17 protein-coding genes are annotated in these 17,172 nt (G+C 57.4%); 4 read left to right on the top strand and 13 right to left on the bottom strand.

Annotation, left to right across the window (positions count from 1 at the left end; translation table 11 throughout):
• Window positions 1–32: 32 nt before the first annotated feature.
• Complete coding sequence (locus IEW73_RS05305) at window positions 33–2,744, top strand: TRAP transporter permease (RefSeq protein WP_188671327.1); 2,712 nt, start codon at window positions 33–35, stop codon at window positions 2,742–2,744.
• 51 nt (window positions 2,745–2,795) lie between these two features.
• On the opposite strand, the gene IEW73_RS05310 is transcribed toward IEW73_RS05305, so the two are convergent.
• The 10 genes from IEW73_RS05310 to pgsA form a co-directional block, all read right to left on the bottom strand.
• The gene (locus tag IEW73_RS05310; RefSeq protein WP_188671329.1) at window positions 2,796–3,410 is read right to left on the bottom strand and encodes a regulatory protein RecX; all 615 of its coding nucleotides are present in this window, start codon (window positions 3,408–3,410) and stop codon (window positions 2,796–2,798) included.
• Window positions 3,410–4,447: a recombinase RecA gene (gene recA, locus IEW73_RS05315; protein ID WP_229675772.1), complete on the bottom strand. Its 1,038-nt coding sequence runs from the start codon at window positions 4,445–4,447 to the stop codon at window positions 3,410–3,412. The genes IEW73_RS05310 and recA overlap by 1 nt, the downstream gene beginning before the upstream one ends.
• Window positions 4,448–4,695: 248 nt before the next feature.
• Complete coding sequence (locus tag IEW73_RS05320; protein WP_188671331.1) at window positions 4,696–4,890, bottom strand: DUF3046 domain-containing protein; 195 nt, start codon at window positions 4,888–4,890, stop codon at window positions 4,696–4,698.
• Window positions 4,891–4,962: 72 nt separating this feature from the next.
• Window positions 4,963–6,135, bottom strand: coding sequence for a glycosyltransferase (locus IEW73_RS05325; protein ID WP_188671333.1), 1,173 nt, complete (start codon window positions 6,133–6,135; stop codon window positions 4,963–4,965).
• Window positions 6,136–6,152: 17 nt separating this feature from the next.
• Complete coding sequence (locus tag IEW73_RS05330) at window positions 6,153–6,356, bottom strand: hypothetical protein (RefSeq protein ID WP_188671335.1); 204 nt, start codon at window positions 6,354–6,356, stop codon at window positions 6,153–6,155.
• Window positions 6,357–6,493: 137 nt separating this feature from the next.
• Window positions 6,494–7,450: a phage shock envelope stress response protein PspM gene (pspM, locus tag IEW73_RS05335; RefSeq protein WP_188671337.1), complete on the bottom strand. Its 957-nt coding sequence runs from the start codon at window positions 7,448–7,450 to the stop codon at window positions 6,494–6,496.
• 25 nt (window positions 7,451–7,475) lie between these two features.
• Window positions 7,476–8,306 (bottom strand): PspA/IM30 family protein, encoded by an 831-nt coding sequence (locus IEW73_RS05340; RefSeq protein WP_188671338.1) that lies wholly within the window; start codon window positions 8,304–8,306, stop codon window positions 7,476–7,478.
• A gap of 174 nt (window positions 8,307–8,480) precedes the next feature.
• The gene (locus IEW73_RS05345; RefSeq protein WP_188671340.1) at window positions 8,481–8,864 is read right to left on the bottom strand and encodes a helix-turn-helix domain-containing protein; all 384 of its coding nucleotides are present in this window, start codon (window positions 8,862–8,864) and stop codon (window positions 8,481–8,483) included.
• Window positions 8,865–8,997: 133 nt separating this feature from the next.
• Window positions 8,998–9,498, bottom strand: coding sequence for a CinA family protein (locus IEW73_RS05350; protein ID WP_188671342.1), 501 nt, complete (start codon window positions 9,496–9,498; stop codon window positions 8,998–9,000).
• Window positions 9,495–10,118 (bottom strand): CDP-diacylglycerol--glycerol-3-phosphate 3-phosphatidyltransferase, encoded by a 624-nt coding sequence (gene pgsA, locus IEW73_RS05355; RefSeq protein ID WP_188671344.1) that lies wholly within the window; start codon window positions 10,116–10,118, stop codon window positions 9,495–9,497. The genes IEW73_RS05350 and pgsA overlap by 4 nt, the downstream gene beginning before the upstream one ends.
• A gap of 42 nt (window positions 10,119–10,160) precedes the next feature.
• Here pgsA and IEW73_RS05360 point away from each other — a divergent pair, with 42 nt between their 5' ends.
• Both IEW73_RS05360 and IEW73_RS05365 read left to right on the top strand, forming a co-directional pair.
• Window positions 10,161–10,718 carry an amino-acid N-acetyltransferase gene (locus IEW73_RS05360; protein WP_188671346.1) on the top strand — a complete coding sequence of 186 codons (558 nt, stop codon included), beginning with the start codon at window positions 10,161–10,163 and terminating at the stop codon, window positions 10,716–10,718.
• Entirely contained in the window at window positions 10,715–11,008 is a 294-nt protein-coding gene (locus IEW73_RS05365; RefSeq protein WP_188671349.1) for a YciI family protein, read from the top strand. The genes IEW73_RS05360 and IEW73_RS05365 overlap by 4 nt, the downstream gene beginning before the upstream one ends.
• Here IEW73_RS05365 and IEW73_RS05370 read toward each other — a convergent pair.
• Together IEW73_RS05370 and IEW73_RS05375 are read right to left on the bottom strand one after the other, a co-directional pair.
• A complete protein-coding gene (locus tag IEW73_RS05370; RefSeq protein ID WP_188671351.1) occupies window positions 11,005–11,991 on the bottom strand; it encodes a TerC/Alx family metal homeostasis membrane protein in 987 nt (328 codons plus the stop codon). The genes IEW73_RS05365 and IEW73_RS05370 overlap by 4 nt on opposite strands.
• A gap of 210 nt (window positions 11,992–12,201) precedes the next feature.
• Entirely contained in the window at window positions 12,202–14,628 is a 2,427-nt protein-coding gene (locus IEW73_RS05375) for an FtsK/SpoIIIE family DNA translocase (protein ID WP_373286501.1), read from the bottom strand.
• Between IEW73_RS05375 and IEW73_RS16705 the strand changes: the two genes are divergently transcribed.
• The gene (locus IEW73_RS16705; protein ID WP_372433615.1) at window positions 14,564–14,884 is read left to right on the top strand and encodes a hypothetical protein; all 321 of its coding nucleotides are present in this window, start codon (window positions 14,564–14,566) and stop codon (window positions 14,882–14,884) included. The genes IEW73_RS05375 and IEW73_RS16705 overlap by 65 nt on opposite strands.
• A 392-nt stretch (window positions 14,885–15,276) precedes the next feature.
• On the opposite strand, the gene IEW73_RS05380 is transcribed toward IEW73_RS16705, so the two are convergent.
• Entirely contained in the window at window positions 15,277–16,683 is a 1,407-nt protein-coding gene (locus tag IEW73_RS05380; protein ID WP_188671355.1) for an amidase, read from the bottom strand.
• Window positions 16,684–17,172 lie beyond the last annotated feature (489 nt).

A 17,172-nucleotide genomic window follows, 5' to 3' on the forward strand; every position in this document is an offset into this window, starting at 1 on the left:
GCCGAGGAAGGCAACGATGATGAAAGGCAACGATGACCAGCAATCATTCGGAGAACACGAGCCGTCGCCCGGGTTCGCCTTCGACTCAGCCTGTTGTGCAGCCTCTTCTGGACAAAAACCTGAAGGCGCTGAAGGAAGACATTGCGGAGTTAGAAGAACATGACGCTCTCGGCAGTGACGTCAATACCCGAGTAGATTCGCGCAAGGTATGGCGGTGGGTAGTTTTTTTCGTCGCATTGGCGTTTGCAGTCTTTCATGTCTTGACTTCGCCCATGTTTGAGGGCTCATTGCCTGCACGCCAGCAGGGCCCATTCCATGTGTCACTCGCGCTGTGTCTCATCTTTTTGCTGTATCCAGTCAAGGAACAGAAAACGCAGAAGCAAAAATACTTCGGTTGGTTCCTCACCATCGCGGGATTGCTGACGCTCGCCGCACTGTTCCTGCAGGACATTGCTGGTCTCCACGTCGTCCTACCCGCACTCGGTGTCCTCGTGCTGGTTCAAGCCGCACGTTACGTACCTATATCCGTGTGGGGAATCCCGCTTGGTGACGTCATATTGTCCGGCCTCAGTGTTTACGTTGGGTATTACGTTTTCTCCAACTACGCAACAATCAGTCGTACGGCTGGCATTCTTGATCCAACCAATATTGCGGTTGGCACAGCAGGCCTTCTTTTAGTTCTGGTAGCAGCCCAGCGCGTCCTCGGCAGTGCGTTGGTAATCCTAGCGAGTCTCATGCTGGCATACGCCTACTACGGACCTGTTCTTCCGAGCTTTCTTCGCCACGGAGGCATCAGCATTGATCGCATTGTCAATACTTCGTTTTTCACTGATGAAGCAATTTTTGGAACGCCTGTTCGTGTGTCAGCGACAATCATCTTTCTATTTTTGATCTTTGCTGCGATCTTGCAACGCACGGGAATGGAGCGATTTTTCACCGATGTCGCACTTGGAACCACAGGTTGGTCCACGGGTGGCACCGCCAAGGTGGGTGTAGCAACCAGTGCTTTTTCGGGAACAATTACTGGTTCGTCTGTCGCCAATACCGTCAGCAATGGTGCGTTCACGATTCCCATGATGAAAAAGTCGGGCTATAAGGCCAACTATGCGGGCGCTGTGGAGGCGGCGTCGTCGACCGGTGGTCAGATTGCGCCACCGATCATGGGTGCTGGCGCTTTCATCATGATGGAAATTACCGGTATACCGTATGCCGACATCCTTAAGGCTGCGATCATTCCGGCCATTCTCTTCTTCGTCGCACAGTTTGTGGTTATTCATTTTGATTCAAAGAAGATGAGCATCGGCGGCATCCCGAAATCGTTGTTGCCTAGTGTTCGACAGATCATGGGCGCGAAAGGCTACTTGCTGATTCCGATCGTTGCGATCTTCATTTTGTTGTCGCTCGGATTCAGCCCTGCGTTCGCGGCTATGTCGTCCATCGGTATCGCGATTGGGATTAATATTCTGGTCCAACTTCTCGCCCCTGTTGTTTTTGCGGCGTCACCTTCGGCAGGGCCTTTGCCCGCTCCTCCGCCACCTGTGTCGAGCCGTTTGGTGGGGAGTGCTCAGTTGTTGGGCTGGACGACTGTGGTTGGTGCTGTTTCTTGGTTGCTGTATGTGGCGTTGGCCGCGGTGGCGCCTGGGTTGTCCCAGTTGAATCGGATGACCATCGCTGCGCTTGCGTTGGGTGTCGTTGTGGCGATAGCGACTCAGGTGGTGACTCGTCGTAAGGGTTTCAGTTCTGACGAGGATCCAGCTGATTCGTTCGCGCTTGTTGTGCAGCGCACTTGGCAGATGGTGGTCCCTTTTGTGCTGGTGTTTGCTGTGTTGTGGTTGGTGAAGTTTGTCGTCGAGTTGGCGTTGCCTGACATTGGTCGGGCGTGGTCGGTTGTTGTGTTGTCGTTTGCGTATGCGGCTGTGACTGCGCCGTTGGTGGCGTTGTTTGGTCGGTGGCGGAGTGAATCGCCAGACAAGTTGTCGATGGCGAGCCTGGTGGATGGTCTTGTTGGTGCTACGCGTATTGCGTTGCCGATTGTGGTGGCGTGTGCGGCTGCTGGGATCTTGGCCGGAATGATCACGCTGACGGGCTTGGGTCATAAGCTCGCGGATGGGTTGATTGGCCTTGGTGGCGGGTATTTGATTCCGGTGCTCGCGTTGTCAATGTTGGCGTGTCTGATCTTGGGTATTGGTTTGCCAACGACCGCGAATTATGTGGTGACAGCGACTTTGGCTGCGCCTGCCATCGTGATTTTGTTGCAGGGTGATTTGCCGCAGGCGACGGTGGCGATGGTTCTGTCGGCCCACTTGTTTGTGTATTACTTCGGTGTGATGGCGGACATCACTCCACCTGTGTGTTTGGCGGCTTATGCGGCGTGTGGGGTGTCGGGTGGCGATCCGATCCGGACGGGCGGTAATGCTGTTCGCATCGCCATTTCTGGGTTTGTTGTTCCGTTCTTCTTTGTGATCAGCCCTGAGTTGTTGTTGCAGGAAGTCAATTGGGTTGAGGGCACGCAGGCTGCGGTGTCGTCAATTGCTGGGGTGTTTTTCCTTGGTATCGCCGTTGTTGGTTACTTCCAGGCCCGGATTTCTGTGGCGGAGCGACTTGGGTTGGCTGCGGCTGGTTTGCTGCTTGTGCATTTCGGTGTGATGTCTGATGTTGCTGGCCTCAGTTTGGGCCTGGCCTTGACAATGGTGCATATTCGCTTAAGCAGGGCGCAGCAAAGCAACTCGGCTGCTCTGGCGTGATACGCCGTTCAGAAGCCGCTGTTTGAGTATCAGTGTTTTTCGGTATCGGAGCTATTCAGTATCGAATGACTCTGGTTCGAAGGTGTCTATTTCGATCGGTTGTGGCGCTTCAGCGCGGATTGCGTCGGCGACGATTCCGTAGGACAGTCCCGGCGGGTATCCGCGTCGCGCAAGCATTCCGACTAGTTTGCGAACGGCTCGTTGTCGTTCGTTTGGGTCGGACCAATCAACTTTTGTGAGGCTGCGAAGGCGTTTTGTGACGAGTTCGTGCGCTTTGTTGCGTTCGTCTTCGTCACTAATGGTGGAGAGGGCGTCACGTACGTCGTTTTCGCCGACGCCTTTTCGTTTCAGTTCCTGCGCGAGAACGGCGCGCCCTTTGCCTGAGTACTGGTGGCGTGATCGGGCGAAGGTGTGCGCAAAATCGTTGTCGTCGATGAGGTGAACTTTGGTGAGCCGGTCGAGTACCGACTCACCGATGTCCTCGGGTATTCCTTTGCGCCGCATTTTTTCGGCGAGTTCGGCCCGTGTGTGTGCTCGTGCCCCTAACCAACGAAGGCAGAATTGTTTCGCCCGAGCCGCCCATTCTTCCGGCGTCTTGCTTTCGGCTGGTTGTTCGACCTGCGGCTCGGGGTTCTGCGTATCGGGGTTCTGATTGTGTCGGGACATCAGAATTCGGCGGGCGCGGCCTCAGCTTCGTCGCTTAGTACGGCGCCGATGCCCAGCTTTTCGAGGACTTTCTTTTCGATTTCGTTGCCCACATCGGGGTTTTCGAGCAAGTATTTGCGTGCGTTTTCTTTGCCCTGGCCAAGCTGGCTTCCTTCGTATGTGAACCAGGAGCCAGATTTGCGGACGAAGCCGTGCGTCACACCCATGTCAATCAGCGAGCCCTCACGGCTGATGCCGGTGCCATAGATGATGTCGAATTCGGCTTGCTTGAACGGCGGAGATACCTTGTTCTTCACAACCTTGACGCGGGTGCGGTTACCTACTGCGTCGGCTCCGTCTTTCAAAGTTTCGATCCGTCGAACGTCTAGCCGAACTGAGGCATAAAACTTGAGTGCCTTACCACCAGTTGTCGTTTCGGGCGAGCCGAACATGACGCCGATCTTTTCGCGCAACTGGTTGATGAAGATCGCTGTTGTGCCAGTGCCGCTGATAGCTGATGTCATCTTCCGCAGGGCTTGACTCATCAATCGGGCCTGCAGACCTACGTGACTGTCGCCCATTTCGCCTTCGATTTCGGCGCGTGGGACAAGCGCTGCCACTGAGTCGACAACAAGAATGTCGATGGCCCCGGACCTAATAAGCATGTCCGCGATTTCTAGGGCCTGCTCCCCCGTGTCGGGCTGGGATATGAGCAGTGCGTCAGTATCAACCCCGAGCGCACGCGCATAGTCGGGATCAAGCGCATGCTCGGCGTCGATGAACGCTGCGATACCTCCCGCTTTCTGCGCGTTGGCTACAGCGTGCAGGGCAACCGTGGTTTTACCGGAAGATTCCGGACCGTAGATTTCAACAATGCGACCACGTGGCAACCCGCCAATGCCGAGGGCAACATCAAGCGCAATCGACCCTGTCGGAATCACAGCAATCGGTTGACGCGGCTCATCCCCCAGTCGCATCACAGAGCCCTTGCCGAACGACTTATCAATCTGGGCTAGCGCGAGTTCGAGTGCCTTCTCGCGGTCATATGCGGGTGCCATGTCAGTAATCTCCTTCTCACGCGGTGAAGCCTTCAGCCCCAAGCGCGAACGTGTATTGCCCAACTCATGGCTACAGTACGACTGGACTCTGACATTTTTGTGTTCCCTCGCCTGTGCCTGTGGATAGTGCCTCACAACAAATCGGTTGTGGACAACCAAAGTGCGACAACAAACACTATACCGAACATATGTTCGATTACTAGTTCTTTGCCGGTTCGGCGTCGAGTTTGACGTCAGAAGTTTCAGAATCACCATTTGTCTCGCGGAACATCAAAATCTGAGCACAGAGCCCACCACACATCACGCAACCCAACGCCCTTTTCGACAGCCCGCTCAGCAGTAATCCCGCCCAAAGACGCAAGAACATGGTCGCGCAACACTGTTGGGGCCATGGCAGGCCCGAATACGGACTGGATGTTGTTGTGAAACTCAGTTAACCGCACGCGACCACGGTAGTCGCGATACACGACAGGCGCACGCACTGCGACAGATCGGCCACTCTCTGGCTGGAAAAACTACTGCGCGCTAGCCCTACAGACGCTGACAGGGTCCTCGACTCGATGTGCGCTTTCAGCAGCTGCGCGCGCAGCCGCCCGGTACTTCGGATCACCCAGTACGGTATCGATTGCTTGTCGCACTCGTGCGCCGTCAATCGAGCCATCTGGCCGCGGTCGTACAACCTCCCCGACGCCTAGCCTACGTACACGCGCGGCAAGCTCGGTTTGATCGCCGCCTCCCGGAATCACCACAAGAGGCACAGCTGCCAAAAGTGCCCGCACAACCGTGCCATGACCGCCCCCGCATACCAACACATCCGAATGCGTTAATGCCACGTCTTGGTTGCCCGCGCCCGCACTCACCCACTCAGGCAATGATGGCGGCTGGGCGCCCAACAAGGTTGCCAGCACACGATATTGCGTATCACCGGGCGTTAAGGCTTCGACAACTGATTCAACGACGCCTTGTGCCCCGCCGTGACCAGCCGTTGACGGAGACACCATCACCACCGGACCCTCGCCCTGTGGAACACGCAATTCCTGCGATGTCGGTTCCCACACCAGAGGCCCCACCAGGTGCGCTGTGCTCGGCCAATCCGGTCGGTCAACCTCAAGTGCAGGAACGGTCGCAATCAGACGTGCACGTGGTCCACTGTCCTGTTCGGGCAAACCAATCGTTGCCCGAACACGTGCTCGCTGCGCTGCACCCCTCCGTCGATCTCGTGCCACCAAAGCGCGTAATACAGTGTCACGGGCCCTACCCGTGAGGCCGGTGCCCGGCGCCAGACCGCTCCCTAGTGGCGGGAGGCCTCGCGACGGCAGATACAGCGGATGCGGTGACAACTCAACCCAAGGAATACCTAAGCGTTCCGCAGTCAGTCCACCTGCCACCGTAATCACGTCCGACACCACGAGGTCCGGCATGGCCTGGTTAAGTTCGCGAAGCATAGCGGTGGACATGGTGGCCGCGCGTTCGTGGATGCGCCGCCCAAGGTCCGAGTCGTCTGCACCAAATGGGAGGTCGAGGCCTAGCAACTCGCGCGCATCAAGGCCGAAACTTGCTGCGTGGTCGAGCCATCGTCGTCCGGTGTAGAGGATCGCGTCGTCGCCCGCTAACTGAATCTTCCGGCACAACGCCATCGCGGGGAAGACGTGGCCTGGATCAGGTCCAGCAACAACTGCGAACCGCATAGTGTCCTTTCAGACAGTTAAAACCGATACTGATCGGGGTTTGTCGAGTTCGTGGAGTTTTTGCCACCACTGACAGCTTTGTAGATGAAGTATGCAGCAGCGCCAATCAACGTGAGCGTCAACAAAGTTGAAATCGTGTTGACGAGCGCGCCGAATAGCGAACCCACGATCATGAGCCCGATCCAGATAACGACGACCGCGCCAATAACCTTAAGTACCATGATGGTCCTTTCTCGCCTGTTCGCACGGATGCTTTCTCCGATGCCTGTGTAGTTCAAGCGTGACAGGGTTTGGAGTCAAAGTCAGCGCCCTGGCGGCAAGATCCGGGAAAGATCAGGGATCGCCCCGATGGCATGGATCAGTAGGTTTCGCGAGGGCGGTTTTTATCCTTAGGTTGCGCGGGGCGGGGCTCTATCGAGGCCTCGTGGTGCCGCCCGATCGGATCTGACCACGGCGCACGTGTTGGCGGCGCAGGCGTCGGGTGCAAAGCTTCTGCGGAACCTACCGAGGGTGGTGCGTCGGTCCACACCGTGTGCAGTTCCCTCAGTCCGTAGGTAAGGCCCTCCAACCGGTCGACTGCATCACGAAGTTGCGCGCGATGATTGTCGACCTGTTCCAGTGGTCCCGCAGGTTGTGGGCCGAATGCGGCTTGCGTCATAACGGTGGCTGTTTCGGCGAGTTTTTGGACTTCAGCTACGCCGCTATTGATGCGGTCAACCAGCGCTTCAATTGGACCTGAGAGGTCTTGGCGATGGACGTGCGATGAGGAACCACGCAGTGACCGCTGGGCGTGTTCCATCTCGACGATATCGCGGGCGGCGCTTTCGAGCGCATCAGCGGCGGCTGTGCTGACAACGGATATTTCTTCGATCTCGTCGTGAGGCACAACGTGGGACCTGGAGAGCACGGTGAGCAATCGGTACAAGCTTTGCTCGACGTCGCCTAAGCGCAGAAGTGGGTCGTATGCAGCTGACGTATATCCGGGGTGGAACCGCCGCTGAGGGCGAATTGGTGGCAGCGGTTCGGCCTTGTATTTCCGGAAGCGTTGCCAGGCCATGACGGCTGGCACGGCACACAAAGCCGTGATGCCGCCGCCTGTGATGACTGTCCAGTCAGGTGCGGAGGAGATGGCAAGTGCTACAGTGCCGCCCCCTGCCACACCCGACGTTGTTCCAAATCGAACAGACCGCCGCTTTGCTTTCCGTGTCTTGCGGATGTGCTTTTCGCGCGGATCGCTTAAGCGGGTAATCGCGTCAGTGACCCTGCCATGTAAGTCTCGGAAGAAGTGCCCACTTCCGGTTGGTTTACGACTCACCGCCAGTCACCGTCACGATGCGGGGTCATCCCGCTGCGTTGGGCTCTGCTTGTCCCGGCGCAGCTTGCCCCGGTTTGTCGGCGGCTACCTGCGGGGCACCTTCCGTTGCTGGAGCTGCGCCACCAGCAATTTGGTTGCCCTTCATGGAGGCACGAATTTGTTCAAGGCGGCTGTGCCCAGCCATCTGGACCGATGCTTGCTGCACCTCCATCATGCGGCCCTGGACCGAGCCCTTGTGCAACTCTGTCGTGCCGAGCGCATTGGCGTAACGTCGTTCGATCTTGTCGCGCACAGCGTCAAGGTTTGGAGTATTACCAGGGGCGGAAAGCTCAGACATGGAGCGGAGCGAGTTGCCAACCTGCTCTTGCATTTTTGCTTGTTCGAGTTGGCTGAGCAGTTTGGTCCGCTCGGCTAGCTTCTGCTGCAGCATCAGTGCGTTCTGTTCGACTGCCTGCTTGGCCTGTTTGGCCGCGTCTACTGATTGGTCGTGCAAAGCTTTAAGATCTTCGATGTTGGATTCAGCAGTGACAAGCTGCGCCGCAAATGCTTCGGCTGCATTTTCGTACTGCTGAGCGCGCTGTGCATCGCCCTGAGCGGCTGCCTGCTCAGACATTTGCAGTGCTTGGCGAGTGCTCGCCTGAAGTTTTTCCACTTCAGCGATCTGCCGGTTCAAACGCATTTCCAACTGGCGTTGGTTTCCAATAACTGCTGCCGCCTGCTGGGACAATGCTTGGTGCTGGCGCTGCGCGTCCTCAATAGCTTGTTGTATTTGGACTTTGGGGTCGGCATTTTCGTCGATGGAAGCATTCATTTTTGCTTTCATGTAGAGCCACCATTTAGTAAATGGGTTTGCCATTTCCCCAACCTCCGTCGATTTCGTTTCACCCTCAGCCGCGATCTTACCCGCGGTCGTACACGCTAGCCGAATAGTCACGCGGGCACGCAACAGATGCGGGATCCAGGGGTGCTTTGTTGAATCTAGCGTGCCGCTCCGACATGCGCATCCGGGATGTCCCCGACATTTCACTGACTAAGCAGCGACAAGCTCTCCCGTTGGACTGACGACCACGTTTTCTGATTGTGGTTGCGCAATCACCACACGCGCAGCGCCGTCCGAGCTTTGGGTCGTTGCCGCATTGTTGTCCACTGCAGTCGGCCCGCGACCATGAACATCAGGCGAAACCCCGGCGAGCAACGCGCTTACATCGAAGAGCACATCAGCTAGTTCGACATCAAGGGCATCACAAATAGACGCCAACAACTCGCTGGATGCTTCCTTACGCCCGCGTTCAACCTCAGAAAGGTATCCAAGACTCACTCTGGCCATACTCGACACCTCACGTAGTGTCCTGCTCTGGGACATGCGGACGCGCCGCAGGCTGTCACCGAGCGCTTCGCGTAGCAGCAGCGCCATGTCGCTCCTCCATCCGTCTCACTTCCATTCACTGGGAACACACCCACATTGGTGGGCATTATTCCCCGCGTCTGAGCGGGTTGTCTCTTGCGATCAACGTACGAAAGCAACAAGAGGTTCCCAAACCACGACTCTAGACGCGCAGTCTGTCAAGTTCTGTCACAAGTCCCTTAAATGCTGCAGTGACGGACGCCAAACGAATGGCCCACCGATCACCAGTAAGGCTGAGCTTTAAAACTCGACCTGTGGTCGGACCTTCAATTCCTACGAAAACCGTTCCTGCTGGGTGTCCTTCTTGCTCGTCAGGACCCGCAACTCCGGTAAACGATACTCCCCAGTCCGCACCGAGTAGTCGTCGCGCTGATGCTGCGAGGTGGCCAGCCGTAATTTCTGAAACTGCTCCATGCACACGCAAGCTCTCCGCTGGAACGTCACCCAGCGTTGCTTTGACGTCGGTGGCATACACCACAATTCCACCGCGAAGCACCGCACTTGCGCCGGGAACTCCCCCGACCGCGGCGGACGCGAGCCCCGCAGTAAGCGATTCCGCAAACGCCACCGTGCTGCCCTGTTGGAGCAGTGCATCAACGAGTCCGAAGGCTCCGGATTCCGCAGTTAGGAAGTCATTCGTCATACTTGCGATGCTCGTGACCTGCCGTCTCGGCGAAGACGCAACGCCTGAATGACGTAATCCACGCCCGTGACCACAGTGACAATGACTGCCGCGGCCATGAGAGTGATGCTGATTGGATCAACCCAGCCTGGCAGCGGGAAAATGAAGAACGACAACGCCACAATCTGGATGACTGTCTTGAGCTTGCCGCCGCGACTTGCCGGCATCACTCCGTGTCGAATCACCCAGAACCGCAGAAGCGTAATTCCTAGTTCACGGAATAGCACAATCGCAGTGATCCACCAACTGAGCTCACCAAGGATTGACAGACCAATAAATGCGCCGCCCATTAACGCCTTGTCTGCGATGGGGTCGGCAATCTTCCCAAAATCGGTAATGAGTCCATGCTTGCGCGCTAGATGGCCGTCGTATCGGTCTGTCACAGCTGCGAGCACGAAAAGTAGCCCAGCTACGATCCGCCACAAGGTGGATTGTCCGCCGTCGACGAATAGAGCCACCAAGAAGACGGGGACAATCAGAATCCTTACCACCGTCAGCACATTGGCTACATTCAGCACCGGAACTGGCGCCTGCGAGGCACCTACTTGCTCGGGTCTTCCGGAATCGTCTTTATTCGCCACCTGAACAGACTATCTGGCTCAGTTGCGGTTAGTCTTGCCGACATGACAAATCACGGCGGTGAACCTCGCGATGACAGGCAGCGCACCTCATTCTTGGTGCGCCGTGCCCGCACCGTCGACGTGCCCCAAATCAAACGCCTGATCGACGTTTATGCGCCGAAGATCCTCCTCGAAAAGAACCTCGTCACGCTGTATGAATCAGTTCAGGAGTTCTGGGTCGCTGAACACGACGGGCGCATGGTTGCGTGCGGAGCTCTGCACGTCTTGTGGTCGGACCTCGGTGAAGTACGCACCGTCGCTGTCGATCCCACATTTAAGGGGTCAGGTGCTGGTTACGCCGTGGTATCGCAACTTATCGAGACTGCACGCGAACTTGGTTTGCGGAGAGTTTTCGTTTTGACGTTTGAAGTTGAGTTCTTTTCGCGGCTCAAGTTCGAAGTCATTAGCGGCACTCCGGTTTCGTCCGAGGTATTCACCGAGATGCGCCGCTCGTATGACACCGGTGTGGCAGAGTTCCTCGACCTCAGCTACGTCAAACCGAACACCTTGGGAAATACACGGATGCTGTTGACCTTGACTCCTCGGGAGGAGACCTCGTGAAAATGTTCGCTGTGCACTACACATACCGCGCGGACGAAGCGGCTGCCCGCGATGAACACAGGCCCGCTCATCGTGATTGGCTCCGATCACTCGTGGAAGAGGATGTCGTGGTGTCGGCTGGGGCGTTCGCTGACGGTAGCGGCGCGCTGATCCTGCTCAACGCGACCGCTATACCGTCTGTGGAGGCGGCGCACAAGGTTCTGGCGGACGATCCATTTGCCCACGCACATCTCGCACACGACGTTTCAGTCAGAGAATGGTCACCAGTGATGGGCGAGCTCAGCAGCTAGACTTCCACTTTCTCATGCCGAGTCTTGATCAAGCTGGTGACGGTCACTACCGCTAGCACCGTCACAATGAAGATCATCGACACCCCTGTCGAGACTTCCGGCACGGCTACGTGCTCACCACCGTTGATGAACGGCAATTCGTTCTCATGCAGCGCGTGCAGGATGAGCTTCACACCGATGAAGCCGAGGATGATCGACAACCCATGGGATAGGTACACGAGCCGCTCCAGCAGCCCACCGATAAGGAAGAACAGCTGTCGCAAGCCCAAGAGGGCAAACGCGTTGGCGGTGAAGACGATAAACGGCTCACGCGTTAGTCCGTAGATGGCGGGGATGGAGTCGAGCGCAAACAGTAGGTCGGTAAAACCGATAACCACAAGTGCTAGCGCCAGTGGTGTTAACACGCGTTTGCCGTTGATTTTGGTGACAAGTTTGTCGCCATCGTACGTCTCCGTTGTGGGGAGAACCCGCTTGGCGAGCTGCATGATCTTTGATTCACGCTCTTCGGCAGCATCATGATTTCCAGCCATAGCGTCTTTAATCAGCTTGTAGGCCGTGAAGAGCAGAAACAGCCCGAAGAGGTAGAACACCCAGCTGAAGGTATTGATGGCTGCGGCGCCTGCTCCGATGAAGATCCCGCGCATAACCAACGCCATCGCAATACCGATGAGCAGCACTTTTTGCTGATACTCGCGGGGGATTGCGAAGGTCGACATGATGATGACGAAAATGAACAGGTTGTCGACGGAGAGCGCTTTTTCAGTAATGAAACCGGCAAAATATTCGCCGCCGAATTGGCCGCCATACGCCCACATGATGACGAAGCCGAAAATTATCGCCAGCCCAATGTAGAACGCGGACCACAGTCCCGATTCCTTCAGCGTTGGTGCGTGAGGTGTTTTCACATGGGCGTAAAAGTCGAAAACAAACAGCCCGATGATGAAGGCAATCGTAAGCGCCCACACCCATAGAGAAACATTCATTAATTTGACCTCCGGTTCACAGAACTGAACTCCGGAGGTCTCTCCCGCTAGCTCTCTGAGCTAACCGATGGCACCGGACTGTCAACCAGTCGTGATGACGACACCATCGCTATCGGGATACTCCCCTTCGGTGACTCTCATTAAACCATCCCCGAGGCCAGAAAGCGCCTCGGGGATGACATACGACACAGAGCAAATATCCCGCGATTCTTATCCGCCCGATTCACCGTTGGTGATTCCGGCAAGCACAGAATCAAGCTCTTCGGGCTTCACCAACACCTCGCGGGCCTTACTGCCTTCGCTCGGGCCAACGATGCCACGATTCTCCATCAGGTCCATCAAGCGTCCAGCTTTAGCGAATCCGACGCGTAGTTTGCGTTGCAACATTGACGTGGACCCGAACTGGCTGCTGACAACGAGTTCAATCGCCTGAAGCAAGTGATCAAGGTCGTCACCGATGTCGGAATCGATGTCCTTCTTGTCGCCAGGCTTAGTCGCTGTGACACCCTCCTGGTAATCAGGATCGGCCTGCGTCTTGGCGAACTCAACAATCCGGCTGATTTCCTCGTCCGTAACAAATGCGCCCTGTAGTCGCGTGGGCTTACCGGACCCCATCGGGACAAACAACGCGTCACCCATACCGATGAGCTTCTCCGCGCCCGGCTGATCGAGAATGACTCGTGAGTCCGTCAGCGACGATGTCGCGAACGCCAGCCTTGATGGCACGTTGGTCTTAATAAGCCCCGTTACGACATCCACCGACGGACGCTGCGTTGCGAGCACGAGGTGAATACCCGCCGCACGCGCCTTCTGGGTAATGCGCACGATGGCGTCTTCCACATCGCGAGGAGCGGTCATCATCAAGTCTGCCAGCTCGTCCACGATCGCGAGAATGTAAGGGTACGGCTTGTACACCCGTTCGCTGCCGGGAGGAGTCTTGATCTCACCTGACTTGACCTTCGTGTTGAAGTCATCAACGTGGCGGACCTTGCATGCCTGCATGTCCTGGTATCGCTGCTCCATCTCATCGACCAGCCATGCCAACGCTGACGCAGCCTTCTTGGGTTGCGTAATGATGGGCGTAATCAGGTGGGGAATACCCTCATACGGCGTGAGCTCGACCATCTTCGGGTCAATGAGGATCATGCGAACCTCATCCGGTGTGGCGCGTGCAAGCAACGACACCAGCATCGAGTTCACAAAACTTGACTTACCGGACCCAGTCGAACCGGCAACCAATAAGTGCGGCATCTTCGACAGGTTCGCGGACACAAACTCGCCTTCGATGTCTTTGCCCAAGCCGATGACCAGTGGGTGATGATCCGTTCGCGTCGACGGCGCTGCGAGAACGTCGGCGAGGCGCACCATTTCGCGGTCCGTGTTCGGCACCTCGATACCGACGGCGGACTTGCCTGGAATCGGTGCGAGCAATCGCACATTGTCTGTGGCGACGGCGTACGCGATGTTTCGCGTCAACTGGGTGATCTTTTCAACCTTCACACCAGGCCCAAGTTCCACTTCGTAGCGGGTCACTGTGGGGCCTCTGGTGTAACCGGTCACCGCGGCATCGATCTTGAACTGCTCAAGCACGCCGGTGATCGCATCGATCATCGCATCGTTTGCGGGACCACCAAGCTTCGGTGGGTCGCCCTTAACAAGCAGTTTGCCTGGGGGAAGTTTGTAGTTGCCTTCTGGCTTGCGATCAACAATCTTCGCCGGTGCTTTTCCTCGCCCAGAATCCTTCGGCACACTGACGTCTGACTGACCTGCTGCATCCTTCTTCGTGGGGATCGGCAACCGCAGTTGCAGTCGGCGGTGCTTCTTCTCGCCGACAGGTGGATCAATGGCCGCCGCCGGAGACGCGTGTGCTGTGGGCTTAGGCGAAACGGGCTCTGGCGGAACGTCGTCAAAAGCCGGTTCCACAGGATGCTCAGACTTGTCCCCTGCAGGTTTGTCCAGCTTTTGGGCACCTGCTGCTTGTCTGCGTGCAGCGGGCCTACGCAGTTTCTCGACGGGCGGCGCGGCTTCAATATCAACGACGTCGAACTCTGGTTCGTCGTGGCGCAGAAGCTTGTTTTTGATGCGCGCTGCAAGTTCAGGGATCTCACGAATAGTTGTGCCGGTTAGTAGAAGTACACCAAAAATTAGGGCCATGACCAGCAGCGGAGTTGCAAGCCAAATCGTGAGCCCCTCAGTCAGAGGTCCGCCCGCGACAAAGCCGAAGAAACCACCAGCTTGCCGTCGCAACTCCAGAGTTTCAGGCAGGCCAGAAAGCACGTGCCACAAACCTAAAGTTCCGGCGCCAAGCATGAGCGAACCGAGAACCAAACGTGGTCGAACCTCTGGGTGCGGCTCAGTGCGCATCAGAGTGACACCCACCAGCAAGAGAATGAGTGGCACCAGGGCCGTTGGCGAGCCAAACATGGTGCGTGCACCGATGTTCACCCACTCCCCCACTGGTCCACCCGACTCAAACCACACGCTCACGGCCAATACAAGACCGACAGCGATAAGCCCGAGACCAGCACCGTCGCGGCGGTGCGGGTGTTCAATGTCATGTGCCTTACCCACAGTGCGAGCCGTAGCACCCACCGCCCGAGCTGTTACTGACCATGTCGATCCGATCCCTCTGCCGATTGCACGAGCTGCTGACGGATTGTTCTTTTTCCGCGCGGTTGTCCTGGGGCGACGTTGCGCACCCGATGTCGATTTCCGCGCAGGCGCACGACGCGATTGCGTTCCGTTTCGGGACGAGCGCGCTGTCGTAGAACGCGTTGATGTGGACCGCGTTGAAGACGCGCGCGTACCGGCAGAGGAGCTGCGGGCAGGGCTACGTGATGAGCGCGATCCGGTTCCGCTCGCAGCGGGCTGCGCACGGGCGGAGCGTGTCTGAGTCCTGGCTGGCATGGGTGTCAGGTTAGTCGCAAACACCCCACTAGGACCATACGCAACAGAGGTTACAACCAAGTCGTAATCGTTTGTGTGGCTCACATCACCCGACAAAACGACACGTTTGGACCCCAGAAAAAACGACCCCTGCCCAGCGAGCAACCCGCGTGCCCAGCGAATTCACAACACGTTCTCCGATGTGCCCGTTCAGTTTTCAAGCAACCAAGACGACACCCCGGCAAGGCTGAGAAGTGCGCCACAAGCGCACTCCCCCAACACCCGTGTCGGGCGAAATTCTCACCTTCTGGCCGTTGGCGACAATTCAGTTCGCATAGCCGGAGAACCGATGGCACTCGTCGGGTTAAGTCGACAATGATCGACCACGTGAGCACATATTCACAAAGTTGGTGGGTTCCACACTCCGAGTTCGCGAGCTACACGGAGGCAGACGTGGTCTCGGCCTGGTGCCGCGATTACCTGCACCCCCACTGGTAGTCCTTCGCTGTTCAGCCCCAACGGTACTTGCGTTGCGGGGAGGCCAAGAATGTTGAAGACAGTGGTGTTCGCGATCGCCCACGGTCGACGGTAGGTGCCAAAATGCTGTGGAGCGACCCTGGGGTACGGCGGGTACAGCACAACCCCATCCCCAATCGTTTCGGCAATATGCTCGGCCTCCCGGTGCGCTGCACTTACTAAACGGCGCACACTATTAGTGCGCATCCGTCGTGCTGGTGCAGATTCAGCGAGGTTCAGCACAGCGACAGGCGCACTCGCAATGAGATGCGCTAGTCGGCGCTCCCGCATCGCCGGTAACCCCACAATTTCGGCCAGCGTCGCCGCAAAGTCCATCTCACCGGCGATAGTGGCTGCCGCGAAACCCATCGCGCGGCGCATTCGTGGCAGCTCTAGTTCAGAAACATTGGCTCCGGCACGCTCCAACTGCTCCGCGGCACGGACCCGCGCCTTCTCTATGTCAGGGCTCGACGTAACAGCTGAAGAATTCACCGCCACATAGACATTGAGACCGCTAATCGACACGTCGTCGGGGTCACCAAGCTGCAGATCACTCATACCGGGGTGCGAATCGTGAGGACCGGCAATGACCTTAAGTGCCGCGTAAAGGTCTTCTGCATGGTGCGCGATGGGCCCGAGCTGAAGCGCATCGCGTATCCCTGCCGTCATCGGAAAATGTCCAGTGTTCGGCACCAGGCCAGCGGTGGGAAGATGTGCGAAAACTCCGTTGAACATGGCCGGGATGCGGAGCGAGCCGCCCAGATCGGACCCTAAAGCAAAAGACGCGCCGCCAATTGACACGGCAATCCCGTCACCGCCCGACGAGCCACCCGCTGTACGCCGGGGATCGTAGGGATTACGGGCAATTCCGTATAAGGGATTGTGGGTTTCAACCCAATACAGCGGCCCCGCAGAGTTTGTTCCTGCGATGATGATGGCGCCCGCTTCTTTGATCCGCGCGACGATGGGTGCGTCAACTTCGGAGCGAAGTGTCCTTCTGTGGTAAAAACCGCCAGCTTGAGGCATTCCTGCCACAGCGATCAGCTCTTTCACCGTGATAGGCACACCGAGCAACGGTGGCAGATCGGCCGTTGAACCCGAACTTATCCGGGCATCCACTGCATCGGCCTCCACGCGGGCATCATCAAATCGCGGCTTAGCAACCCCGCCGAGGCTGCGGCCGCGCTTCAACTGATCGATATGGGACTCCACCGCGTCACGGGCACTGATCTGCCCATCCTTGATCGCGGCAGCCAGTGCTACGCCCGAGATTCGAGTGGGGTCAACCATGCTAATGAAACTACGCACCACTCATCACGAAGACACGTGTTTCCCACCGGACGGCGATTCCAGGCGCCCCAGAAGCGTTGGTTAGCACGCAGAGTGCCGCCGCAGCTGATCACGTACATGAATAGCGCCTTTGTGCGATTCCGCAACGTGACCATGACAAACCAGCACTAACTCGTTACCGGTCGAAGTGCTCGGCGTCCGCCCCAATAACCAACTTCGCTGTCCTCGGCAGCTTCCCCACAATCGAATGACCATTACGTTTACTCGTCAAATAACTCGCCGGCTTATGATCCTGACCCTGACTTGCCGCACCCGCCCCCATGGCACCCATCGGGGCGACACCACCCATCATCGAACGCCCACCACCGGTGGCGACACCGGCTTTCGTCGAGACTGGCTGGCCCGAACTCGGCGCGGCCACACTACCCGGTGTGCGGTGCGAACTCCCACCGCCCGGTGCCAGCGCAGTACCCGAAGAACTGCGTGAAC

Source organism: Hoyosella rhizosphaerae, from assembly GCF_014643175.1.
Lineage (GTDB): Bacteria > Actinomycetota > Actinomycetes > Mycobacteriales > Mycobacteriaceae > Lolliginicoccus > Lolliginicoccus rhizosphaerae.